The organism is Candidatus Pseudomonas adelgestsugas (assembly GCF_004124255.1).
Classification (GTDB): Bacteria; Pseudomonadota; Gammaproteobacteria; order Pseudomonadales; family Pseudomonadaceae; genus Aquipseudomonas; species Aquipseudomonas adelgestsugas.
Window position 1 is genome coordinate 961,054 of the sequence record NZ_CP026512.1, and the last position, 12,171, is coordinate 973,224.

Sequence of the window (12,171 nt, forward strand, 5' to 3'; positions counted from 1 at the left end):
TATAAACAAAGCTTACTAGCATTAACGTTATGATATTGATAGGTTGCATAGACTTAGATAAGCAGTTTAGATAGCCAAAAAACCATCACTATTATATTTTTATGACTATGCCTTAAGTACCGGCTTGACTTTAAGCGATACGGCGATATTACAGTGATGATATCATTTAAAGCTAAAAGCATACTAGGCATAGCTATTTATCCTACAAATAGATGATGGTATGTACAAAATACACCTAGAGATAAGCGTCAGACTTTGCTATCTTTTGCGACTTTAACCTAAGATATCATAAATATTTTCAAGTAATAAATTACTGATTTATTTATCAATTGAGATTAATGATGAAAATATTGCCAAACAAAACGTTGAGTAACGAATCTACGCCGTTACTACTTCCGACAAGTATAAGATTTTATATACAAACTCAACAACAATCATTAAGTGAGACTTTTTAGTTATGGAAATACGTATTGGTCATAATACTACAGAGTTATAGATGTACATGGCAGGTAATTCGTTTTAAACTGTTAACGGCTGATCTCCTGACTAAATTCTAATACCACGAGAATCAAGCATAATAGCTGTCTTATTTACATGCTAAATAGCTAAAGGCTATTACGGTGGATTAAGGTAGGCTTATACAGCAAGAATAAGTCATGACGAATAAATAGATGGTAAGCCAGTTATCTATAGAACTAAAAATTGAGCTGTTTATATTCATAACTGTGATCTATCAGCTATACGTTAGTCCATGTATTATTGCATAATATGTAGATGGAGCGATAAAACAGCTTATAGGAGCTATAAAATTTGACTGCTTGGATTTTATTAGATAACCTTTATGAAAGATTAACAAAAAAGTTTTTTTGTACCTTGGCTAGCTGACTTTGATAAGCACTTAGTTAATTAAATATACGCGTAGCGTTAAGACAACACAAAGCTATGAATACAGAAAATACGATTATGTATCTCGCCTACTGTACAAATGCTAACTATGATTGCTAAGACACCTACAAACAACTTAGTACCTATGCGAACAAGACAGTCTAACAACTATAATCAACGAACTCGCTAGAGTGCAACTAAAGCGATAAAATATTTATTAGCAAACACTTACCACCATGCAATTATAAAGAGCAATAAACGCGGTGATTGATCACTACGTGCAGTTGTGGTAGTTCTAGATAGCCACAATTTGAAACAAAATTAACTAAAACCTTAAGGATATATACTAAAATCATATCATCGTTGAGCATACAGCTATAAAAATTACGGCATAACTTCAAGTGTATACAACTCTTGTACTAGTACAGGCTTTAAGTAATTGCGATCTACCCCCTATAAATTAAATAGGGCAAACCAAGTTGTGGTTTACTCGGGAAAACTAGGCTTGTTATGGCACATCATTACTAGCGCTGAGTTATCTATATTATGTAAGTAGACAGCGATTATCGAAGACTATGAAAGTAATTGTGAAGCCAATATCTGTGTAGTGTAGCCATTAAAAGTATTACTTTGTAAGGTAATTACTTTGATTCTTACGTAGCTGCTGATTAATGACGATTGCTATATACAGAGAGAATTTAATTCTCTATTCAAGCTACGGTAGCGCTATTATAAATTCATGTTACCTTGTTCTGATGCCGCTAATTTTTTTGTAATATAATAAGGCTAACATGTAGCAGCTAAGAAATAGCGCGCGTAACAAGTAACCATAAGTAAACCTTAAAAAATAAAAAAATAGTTATTGCTTAAAATGCTACAGCTGGGCGCATATAAGAAATCGGTGTAGCATTAGCATCTTTGAAAGTCACGATTTCCCAAGCACCAGTCTGTGAAATTAACTTACGTAGTAGCTGATTGTTAAGGGCGTGACCAGACTTAAAGCCTTTAAACTCGCCTATCAAGCTATTACCCAGTAGATACAAGTCACCAATTGCATCAAGGATTTTATGCTTTACAAATTCATCTTCGTAACGAAGACCGTCTTCGTTTAATACACCATCTGCGTCAACTACAATGGCATTGTCAACGCTGCCGCCGAGTGCTAGATTGTGCTTACGCAGATACTCAATGTCACTCATGAAACCAAAGGTACGAGCACGGCTAATTTCTTTTACGAATGAAGTGCTGGAAAAATTTACGGTTGCACTTTGGGTGTGGGCACGAAATGCCGGGTGATCAAAATCTACCTCAAAGCTCACTTTGAATCCTTGAAATGGAACGAAAGTAGCACGTTTATCGCCGTCTTCTACTTTTACTTCTCGTAAAATGCGTATAAATTTCTTCTCTGCGTCTTGCTCTTCTAAACCAGCAGATTGAATCAAAAATACAAAAGGTCCAGCACTCCCATCCATGATAGGTACTTCGGACGCGGAAAGCTCGACGTAAGCATTATCGATACCTAGACCAGCCATCGCAGAGAGCAAGTGCTCTACCGTATCTACTTTCACGTTACCGTTTACTAATGTAGTTGACATCGTGGTTTCGCCAACATTTTCCGCGCGAGCAGAAATTTGCACAACAGGATCCAAATCAGCGCGCACAAACACAATACCAGAGTCAATAGGCGCAGGCCTTAGGGTTAGGTATACTTTTTCTCCGGAGTGGAGACCTACACCAGTAGCGTGAATACTATTCTTTATAGTGCGTTGCTTAATCATAGCTCAGCCAACTTCAGCGCGAATTGCGAACTGGTATCAATAAAGGCTGGCGATAATAGCAGAACAGGCATTTGCTGCAAACAAATCACCATAGCAGCTTTGGTGCATTTCATTAATCGGCCTGGCGGCGCAAGAATGCCGGAATATCTAAATAATCTAGATCATCCTGTGAATTCATGCTACGGAATGCCGCCACGCCAGTCTGAGCCTGGTTACGCATCACAGTTGGATGATCTAAATCACGGTAGTTTACCGGCGGTAGTTCATGATGCGCAGGCGCATGAGCGGTAGCTGCTTGGCATATATTAGAACTATGACTAGTATGAATGGTATTGGCGATAGCCTGCATGGGCTTATCAATTTTTGTGCCTAGGCCAGTAGCAACTACAGTCACGTGTAGTTCGTCGTGCATGTCTGGATCTATAACTGTACCAACTTTAACCATGGCGTGCTCAGAAGAAAATGCATCGATGATGCTACCTACATCAGAGTACTCACCTAATGATAAATCAGGACCAGAGGTGATATTCACCAGAATACCATGCGCACCTTGTAAATTTACATCTTCAAGCAGTGGGTTACGAATTGCCGCTTCAGTAGCTTCACGTGCACGATTTGGACCACTAGCGCAGCCAGTACCCATCATCGCCATGCCCATTTGACTCATAACTGTACGTACGTCAGCAAAGTCAACATTGATCATACCTGGGCGCTTGATGATGTCAGAGATACCGCGCACGGCACCAGCTAGTACATCGTCAGCTTTAGCGAACGCGGAGAGCAGACTTACATCCTTGCCAAGGATAGTCAGTAGTTTCTCATTTGGAATTGTAATCAAAGAGTCGACGTTTTCAGACAATAGACGAATACCTTCATCGGCAATCTGCATACGCTTACGGCCCTCAAATGAGAACGGGCGCGTTACAATAGCGACGGTCAAAATTCCAATTTCTTTGGCTACCTCAGCAATGATCGGGGCAGCACCTGTACCGGTACCGCCGCCCATACCGGTAGTAATGAACACCATGTTTGTACCTTGCAGTACTGCAGCAATACGTTCGCGATCTTCTAATGCAGCTTGACGGCCGACTTCTGAGTTTGCGCCAGCGCCAAGACCTTTGGTTACAGCTGTACCAAGTTGCAGGATAGTCTGTGCGCTAATACTTTTCAGTGCCTGAGCATCGGTGTTAGCACAGATAAATTCAACACCTTCAATATCACTCTTAACCATGTGATTGACAGCATTACCACCACCACCACCGACACCAATTACTTTGATAACCGGACTAGCGGGAATATTGTCTACGAGCTCAAACATTTTCCATCTCCTTTGTTTTTGTGGTATTTTTTGCTTGTTACATTGTTAATGTGTGCATAAATGAATATTTAGAAGTTGCTTTTTACCCAAGCCTGCAGCCGCTTAAACAATGGCGCTTTGGCTTTATTGCTAACACTGCGGTAACGGTCACGCATGCTTGAACCAGTTACAAAAATACCGTCAGTATGTTTTTGCAGACCATATAACAACAAACCTACACCGGTAGAATAAATTGGGTTGCGCACTACATCGCTAAAGCCATTGACGCCATGCGGTATACCTAAGCGAACCTGCATCTGGAAAATTTCCTCGGCTAATTCGATTACGCCTTCCATCTTTGAGGTACCACCAGTTAAAACAATGCCGGCTGGAATTAAATCTTCATAACCACTTCGTCGTAGTTCAGCCTGAATTAGGTTAAAAAGCTCCTCGTAGCGTGGCTCCACCACTTCAGCTAAGGCCTGACGAGACAGCTCACGCGGTGGACGATCACCGACACTTGACACCTTAATAGTTTCACCTGCACCGGCTAGCTTTACTAAAGCGCAGGCGTAGCGAATTTTGATTTCTTCGGCATACTGCGTTGGCGTACGTAACGCCATAGCGATATCATTGGTGACCTGGTCCCCCGCAATAGGAATCACCACAGTGTGACGTATTGCACCATCAGTAAAAATCGCAATATCAGTGGTGCCGCCACCTATATCTACTAAACACACGCCTAGCTCTTTTTCGTCGTCTGTGAGTACCGAGTAAGACGAAGCCAACTGTTCAAGAATAATATCATCGATTTCTAGACTGCAGCGGCGTACGCATTTTTCAATGTTTTGTGCAGCGTTAACGGCACAGGTAACCACGTGAACATTTGCCTCTAAACGCACGCCAGACATGCCCAAAGGTTCACGAATACCTTCTTGATTATCGATAACGTAGTCCTGAGGTAGGGTGTGTAGTACACGCTGGTCAGCTGGAATCGCTACTGCCTGGGCAGCGTCGAGTACGCGCTCAAGATCAGCCAAGCTAACTTCACGATCGCGAATCGCCACGATGCCATGGGAGTTAAGACTGCGGATGTGGTTGCCAGCCACACCGACAAAGGCCGAGTAAATCCGACAGCCAGCCATTATCTGTGCTTCTTCGATAGCGCGCTGGATTGATTGCACGGTAGACTCAATGTTTACTACTACGCCCTTCTTCAGACCTCTGGAGGGGTATATGCCAATACCTACTATTTCAATCATACTGTTTTCAGTAGCCTCAGTTATCTCATTGGCTGCACTGATTTCACTAACCTCACCGACTAGCGCTACTACTTTAGAAGTGCCAATATCAAGACTGACAATCATTTTGTCACTTTGCACGTTTGCCATATATCCTGCCTCTTCTTAATTTTTCGCAATAGCGGGTTTGGCTATCGTCGACGCTGATGGTTCACGCCAGCCGACGGCAAGGCCATTGGCATAACGCAAGTCGACACTTGCAATGTTTATAATCTGTTTTTTTAAAGTCTTGTTATAGATAACAATAAAGCGGCGCATCTTTTCTACCAAGCGGTCACGTCCAAGCAATAATTCGATACCTGGTCCATAACTGCTTGCTGCGGTAGTCAAAAACCAGCTGCCCCGCTCACGTAATTCCAGGCGTGCAATAGAGAAGCCAAGTGGCTGTAATATTTGGCTCAAAGCCTGGTACTGCTGTATCACTTGTTGCTGCGCCAGCTGAGGTCCAAACAAGTGAGGAAGATGTTTGTAGTTTGTTAACTCACAAGGCACAAACGCTTGACCATGATTATTTAAAAGCATGCTATCGCCCCAACTAGCCACGGGCAGTTGTTCTTCCAGGCAGATTACCACCTGGTCTGGCCAAATACGGTATACTTCGGCATGAGCGACCCACGGTATTCTTTTTAGCTCTACACGTATACCGGCCAGGTCAATAGTAAAAAAGCTCGTAGTTATATACTGACCGATGCGCTGCTGTACCGTTTGCTGGCAAATATGGCTTAAATTGCCATGTACACTAATTCTAGTAATTGGCCAGTCTATATATAGCAATAAGCGTTGTGCGCCTTCATAAGTGCAGAAGCTAAACGCCACCAGCAGTACCGGCCAGAATAGTGCTTTCAGAAAAGCTAATTTAGCTTTAGAGAAGCGCACTGACATCGGTTCTTTAGCTACTATTCGGCTAGCACCTCGTGGCATCTGCTTGAAGCTATGCACTGGAGATTGCTGATGATGAAGCGATACGCAGTTCATGTGTTTAGCCTCTTGGCTCAATGCTTTCGGCTAGGATCGTTAACGCTAACTAATAGAAATCTAAATCAGCGGCACTGGCTACCATAAGTATTAATCTATAATTAGTCATAACTGGAAACAGTATTGACTTCAAAGAACCATAAATTTTTTTGGTTGTAGTGTATTAAGTCTGCCCGCTCCCAATCAGTGATACTTAGCGCTTTACAAGCTTTCACCGTGAGATCTGCAATTCCTGTTCCCTGGTTGCATATATCCTATAAAAGGATCAGATACCGAGCTTCGGAAGCCATGCACTTGGCGTTGTAGTTATAAAAGATGCAGAAACATGCTCAATGCAATTGGCAGTAATACATGACTATGCAAAGTGGCTATAGTTTACTCTGAACAGGAATCGGTCGCCTAAACAACACTTATGAATCGTATGTATTTGCCGTTTTCTATGCATCGATTAACTCGTTGGCTGAGTTCACTTTGCCATGCTAATACTAGCGCCTGCATAGGTTGCTAGAACGATTAAAGGCTAACCCAGTTCCTCAACTGCAGAAATATAATTGTTTTCGCTATATAGCACGCAGTGACACGTGATTCAAATGTACCGTCATACCGGTAGGCCTTGTATATTGCTACTTTCACCGCTACGACCGTGACAATTAATGAAGACGTAATCAATTTTTTTATTGAACAGGTAGACAATGAAATTGATGCCTCACATCGATACCGAATACGCTCATATCAGTATTTTGTAGTGTGTCAAGCACGGTATTTGTTAGACTTGAGCGATACTTCACACCAGACACTCTTACAGCCGAACAGCATAACTATATTATCTAAGTAGGTAGGCGTGATGGCGGAGAATAAAGACGTCGTAATTATAGATCATATAACTACTCCTGAGCTATACGAAACAAAGGACTTGCGAGCAGTTTAGGTGCAAGGCTACCAATATCACCGGCACCCTGACACAGCAGGATATCGCCGACTCGCAATAGCCGCTTAACGATAGGCGCCAAGTCCACACCACGTTCTATATAGATAGGATCTAACTGGCTACACTGACGAATGCTGTTACACATCCTAAGGCTATTGGCGCCAGGGATTGGTTCTTCACCAGCCGAGTAGACTTCCATAAGTAGTAGCACGTTAGCATCGGCTAAAACATTAACAAAATCATCATATAAATCACATGTACGACTGTAGCGGTGCGGCTGGTAAACCATCACTAGACGGCGCCCAGACCAGCCACTACGTATGGCTTTCATTACAGCCGCAACTTCAGTTGGGTGATGACCATAATCGTCTACAAGCATTACGTTGCCACCTTCTATTGATAGTTGACCATAGATTTGGAAGCGCCGGCCGACACCAGAAAAGCATGACAAGCCTTTGATGATAGCTGCATCACTCACGCCCTCATCGGAGGCAATGCAGATAGTAGCTAACGAGTTGAGCACATTGTGGTTACCTGGCATATTCACAGATACATTTAATGGTTGCCGGTCTTGACGCAGTACAGTAAAGAAAGTTTGCATGCCTTTTTGACATACATTTATTGCACGTACGTCAGCGACTTCGCTAAAACCATAGGTCATGGTTGGGCGCTTAATCTGTGGTAGAATTTCACATGCGATAGGATCGTCGAGGCACACTACAGCTAGACCATAGAATGGTAGGTTGTGTATAAACTCAATGAAGGCTTTCTTTAACTTATTACAATCACCGTCGTAAGTACGCATATGGTCTAAATCGATATTAGTGACTACAGCAACTAAAGGCTGCAGGTGAAGGAAGCTAGTATCGCTCTCATCAGCTTCGGCAATTAGGTAACGGCTAGTGCCAAGCTGGGCATTTGTGCCGACTGCATTTAGACAACCGCCGATCACAAACGTAGGATCTAAGCCATCAGCCGCAAATACAGAAGCAATTAAGCTTGTAGTGGTAGTCTTGCCATGAGTTCCGGCAACGGCGATACCGTGGCGATAGCGCATCAGCTCTGCAAGCATTTCAGCACGTGGCACTACAGGAATGCGGCGCTCTAGCGCAGTAACCACTTCTGGGTTAGAAGTGGTTACTGCGCTAGATACCACCAGCACATCAGCCTCTGCGACATTCTCGGCGCGATGCCCGATAAAAATCTTTGCGTTGAAGGTTTTTAAGCGATCAGTGACAGACGACTTTTTTAAATCCGAACCAGATACTTGATAACCAAGGCTTAACAGCACTTCAGCAATCCCACACATACTCGCGCCACCAATACCAACAAAGTGGATACGACGGATACGGCGCATTTCCGGTTGCGGTACGACTGTCTGACTTTTAATCATGAGCTACCTCTAGACAGACATCAACTACGGTGCTAGTTGCGTTAGGTTTGGCTAAGCGGCTTGCATTGCAAGCCATGCTATTGAGTCGTTCCGGTTGCATAAAAACTCCAGTTAAGCATGCAGCCAAATCAGCGCAATCAGTTGTTCTTTGTTGCAGTAGAAAAGCAGCGCCTTCACTAACCAAGTATTCAGCATTACGGGTTTGGTGATTATTGATAGCTTGAGGTAAAGGTACTAGTAAAGATGGTAGCCCTGCAGCGGCTAGTTCACTGATAGTTAGCGCGCCGGCACGACAGACTACCAAGTCAGCCCATCTATAGGCATGAGCCATATCTTGAATGAAAGACTGTACATTCGCCTGTATACCAGCCTCACGATAGCGGGTAATAGTTACTTCACTATATTGACTACCAGCCTGGTGAAATACTTCAGGCCGCAGTGCTAATGGTAATAGCGCTAATGATTTTGGCAGTAGCTTATTTAGAGGCTCGGCTCCCAGACTTCCGCCAAGTATCAATAGGCGCAGCTTACGCCCATTCAGTACCTGGCGATCGATAGCTATAAACAGCTCAGTACGTACTGGATTACCGGTAGTACGTAACTTGTCTGAGGCACTAAACGTAGCTGGAAACGCCTCACATATACGGCTAGCCAATGGTATTAGCATGCGGTTAGCAGTACCAGCAACAGTATTCTGTTCGTGCACGATCACTGGTACACCAGTAAGCTTAGCGGCAACACCACCAGGACCTGTCACATAACCGCCAAAACCGAGCACGCATACAGGCTTCAGTTCATGGATAATATTAAGCGCTTGCCACATTGCCTTGAGTAGCACGAACGGTGCTTGAAGCAAAGACCATTTACTCTTTCCACGCAGACCAGTAACGTTTATTAAGTGTAATGGTAAACCAGCGCTCCGGACTACAGCGTTTTCAATGCCATGCGGCGCACCTAACCAGTGTACTATATAGCCACGGTTCTGGAATTCACGAGCACATGCCATGGCTGGGAAGACATGCCCCCCGGTTCCACCTGCCATAATCAACACGTTAGAGCTCACGGTTGGATTATTTAGCAAAATCGCTTTCACAGAAGCCAATATATTCGCTACTTAGGTGGGTTCTACTCTCCCACTCTATGCGCAACAACAATCCGAGACACGCGCAACACATCACTAACGAACTACCGCCGTAACTAATAAACGGTAAAGTTAAACCTTTGGTCGGCAGCAGACCAACATTCACGCTAACGTTGATCAGAAGTTGGCCAATCCACAGAAACGATAAACCGTATGCCACGTATGCGGCAAAATACTGTTTAGCCTGTTCGGCCCATAAGCCAATGTACATGCTGCGTACACACACGAATACAAACAGCGCAACTGTACACAACGAACCAACAACACCTAATTCTTCAGCAAGTACCGAGAATATAAAATCTGTGTGCGCTTCTGGCAAGTAGAATTGCTTTTGCACACTATTGCCCAGGCCAACACCCAACCATTCGCCACGCCCGAAAGCAATAAGCGCCTGAGTCAACTGATAGCCAGAACCAAATTGATCTGACCATGGATCAGTAAAGGTAATCAGACGGGCTATCCTGTAAGGTTGCTTCTGCACTAATACTGTCACAGCAACTATAGCTAACACCAGCATTAAAGTAAAACGTAACAAACCTACACCGCTAAGAAACAGCATCGCTGCCGCCGTGCCTATGATTACCACAGTGACACCGAAGTCAGGCTCCATCAGTAATAGGCCTGCCATCGGCAGTAATACAATAAATGGTTTGAAGAAACCTATCCAGCTTTCACGCACCTCCTTTTGACGGCGCACCAAATAGCCAGCAAAGTAAATCACCATAAATATTTTAGATATTTCTGAAGGTTGTACGTTAAACGCACCGAAACTGATCCATCGCATTGAGCCGTGCACCTCACGGCCAATACCAGGAAATATTACCATGATTAGTAGACCAAATGCGCATATCAACATCTTCCAACCTAGGCGTTGCCAAGTAACAATAGGAATCATCATAACTACAATGCACGCACTAATGCCTAATACCAAGTATACCAAGTGACGAATCATCATGTATAAAGTATTGCCTAACTGTACAGCAGCCACTTCTGAGGAAGCTGAGGTAATCATCACTAGGCCCAGACCAAGTAGCGCAAGGCAACTGGCGAGCATCGGGAAGTCGAGGTCTATGCCATGACCTGTAATAATTGGCGATGGGTACGGCTTAATGATATTTTTGAAATTCATACCAAAGCCTCTACAGCGCGAGTAAAAAGCTGACCGCGCTCTTCGTAATTTTTAAACATGTCAAAACTAGCGCACGCCGGCGATAGCAGCACTACATCACCAGGTTCTGCTAGAGCCCTGCTATGGATGATGGCATCATTTAAGGACATAACGCGTACTTGTAGCGCAGCGTTGCCTAAAGTGGCGTAAATCAAATTTGAGTCACTACCAATTAGCACTACAGCGCGACAATGGGTAGCTACCGGTTTTATCAGATCCTTGAGGTTAGCACCCTTGCTATCACCACCAGCAATCAATACGATCTTACCATCAATATCAGAGCTCAGGCCTTCGATTGCGGCTAATGTTGCACCGACATTGGTAGCCTTAGAATCATTGTAATAGCTAACACCATTAAGGTTGCGTACCCATTGACAACGATGTTCAAGGCCGGTAAACATACGCAAGCTAGCGAGCATTGCATCAAACGGCAGACCAACTGCATGCCCTAGCGCCAACGCTGCTAGGGCATTGGATTGGTTATGCGCACCACGGATTTTAAGGTCTCGCACTAGCATTAAATTCTGAAATTCGAAGGCTAAATATTGTTCACCATTCTTTTCGCGAATACCAAAAGATTTGAAATCTGGTTTGCTGAGACCAAACGTCCAACACGTCTGATTCTCGCCTATCAGCGGACAACTGAGGGCATCATGACGGTTGACCACCAATTGTTTGACACTTTGAAAAATCCTGTGCTTAGCTAAGCAATACGCCGTAAAGCTACTGTAACGGTTCATATGGTCTTCGCTTATGTTTAGCACGGTCGCTACTTCTGCGCTCAGATTATGAGTGGTGTCAAGCTGGAAGCTTGACAGCTCTATCACGTACAACTCGATGTCATCACTGAGTAAATCCAGCGCCAACATGCCGATATTACCGCCAACAGCCACGCGCTTACCGGCCATGGCTGCCATCTCACCAACTAAAGTGGTCACTGTGCTCTTTGCGTTAGAACCACTAATAGCTACGATCGGTGCCTTCGCATAACGCGCAAATAAGTCAATATCACCGGACAGCTTCACGCCACGTGCTGCAGCAGCTTGCAGAGCGTATGTTGCTAAGTCTACACCGGGGCTTACGTAAAGCTCGTCAGCACGACATAGAAACTCGACATCTAGCTCACCGCAACACACTTCTAAATGCGGGTGAGTACGGCGTAGCGCAGCTAGTCCAGGTGGATTGTTTCGCGTATCTGCAACAGCAAATAACATGCCACGATTAACTAGGAAACGAACTATAGACATACCACTATTGCCAAGGCCAACAACAATGTAGAAGTGATCTGCAGTGATCATAGATACT

The 12,171-nt window shown here is 43.9% G+C and carries 8 protein-coding genes; all 8 read right to left on the reverse strand.

What is annotated here, in order from left to right; translation table 11 throughout:
* Window positions 1-1,751: 1,751 nt before the first annotated feature.
* The 8 genes from lpxC to murD all read right to left on the reverse strand — a co-directional run bounded on the left by lpxC (window position 1,752) and on the right by murD (window position 12,164).
* On the reverse strand, window positions 1,752-2,663 hold the full coding sequence (gene lpxC / locus C3B55_RS02560) for a UDP-3-O-acyl-N-acetylglucosamine deacetylase (RefSeq protein WP_129211203.1): 912 nt from the start codon (window positions 2,661-2,663) through the stop codon (window positions 1,752-1,754).
* Between the two features lie 112 nt (window positions 2,664-2,775).
* Window positions 2,776-3,981 carry a cell division protein FtsZ gene (gene ftsZ, locus C3B55_RS02565; protein WP_129211205.1) on the reverse strand — a complete coding sequence of 402 codons (1,206 nt, stop codon included), beginning with the start codon at window positions 3,979-3,981 and terminating at the stop codon, window positions 2,776-2,778.
* Between the two features lie 68 nt (window positions 3,982-4,049).
* On the reverse strand, window positions 4,050-5,351 hold the full coding sequence (ftsA, locus tag C3B55_RS02570; RefSeq protein ID WP_129211207.1) for a cell division protein FtsA: 1,302 nt from the start codon (window positions 5,349-5,351) through the stop codon (window positions 4,050-4,052).
* 15 nt (window positions 5,352-5,366) lie between these two features.
* Window positions 5,367-6,236: a cell division protein FtsQ/DivIB gene (locus tag C3B55_RS02575; RefSeq protein ID WP_457912671.1), complete on the reverse strand. Its 870-nt coding sequence runs from the start codon at window positions 6,234-6,236 to the stop codon at window positions 5,367-5,369.
* An 884-nt stretch (window positions 6,237-7,120) separates the two neighbouring features.
* A complete protein-coding gene (gene murC, locus C3B55_RS02585; RefSeq protein ID WP_129211209.1) occupies window positions 7,121-8,557 on the reverse strand; it encodes a UDP-N-acetylmuramate--L-alanine ligase in 1,437 nt (478 codons plus the stop codon).
* A complete protein-coding gene (gene murG / locus C3B55_RS02590; RefSeq protein ID WP_129211897.1) occupies window positions 8,550-9,620 on the reverse strand; it encodes an undecaprenyldiphospho-muramoylpentapeptide beta-N-acetylglucosaminyltransferase in 1,071 nt (356 codons plus the stop codon). Before murG ends, murC begins: the two co-directional genes overlap by 8 nt.
* A 7-nt stretch (window positions 9,621-9,627) precedes the next feature.
* Window positions 9,628-10,827 (reverse strand): putative lipid II flippase FtsW, encoded by a 1,200-nt coding sequence (gene ftsW, locus C3B55_RS02595; RefSeq protein WP_129211211.1) that lies wholly within the window; start codon window positions 10,825-10,827, stop codon window positions 9,628-9,630.
* Window positions 10,824-12,164, reverse strand: a complete 1,341-nt coding sequence (gene murD, locus C3B55_RS02600; RefSeq protein WP_129211213.1) for a UDP-N-acetylmuramoyl-L-alanine--D-glutamate ligase — start codon at window positions 12,162-12,164, stop codon at window positions 10,824-10,826. Before murD ends, ftsW begins: the two co-directional genes overlap by 4 nt.
* Between the last annotated feature and the right edge of the window lie 7 nt (window positions 12,165-12,171).

Bases quoted from the DNA above. Each gene is read 5' to 3' on its own strand.
- lpxC (WP_129211203.1), bottom strand. From the start codon at position 2,663: ATGATTAAGCAACGCACTATAAAGAATAGTATTCACGCTACTGGTGTA.
- ftsZ (WP_129211205.1), bottom strand. From the start codon at position 3,981: ATGTTTGAGCTCGTAGACAATATTCCCGCTAGTCCGGTTATCAAAGTA.
- ftsA (WP_129211207.1), bottom strand. From the start codon at position 5,351: ATGGCAAACGTGCAAAGTGACAAAATGATTGTCAGTCTTGATATTGGC.
- C3B55_RS02575 (WP_457912671.1), bottom strand. From the start codon at position 6,236: ATGAACTGCGTATCGCTTCATCATCAGCAATCTCCAGTGCATAGCTTC.
- murC (WP_129211209.1), bottom strand. From the start codon at position 8,557: ATGATTAAAAGTCAGACAGTCGTACCGCAACCGGAAATGCGCCGTATC.
- ftsW (WP_129211211.1), bottom strand. From the start codon at position 10,827: ATGAATTTCAAAAATATCATTAAGCCGTACCCATCGCCAATTATTACA.
- murD (WP_129211213.1), bottom strand. From the start codon at position 12,164: ATGATCACTGCAGATCACTTCTACATTGTTGTTGGCCTTGGCAATAGT.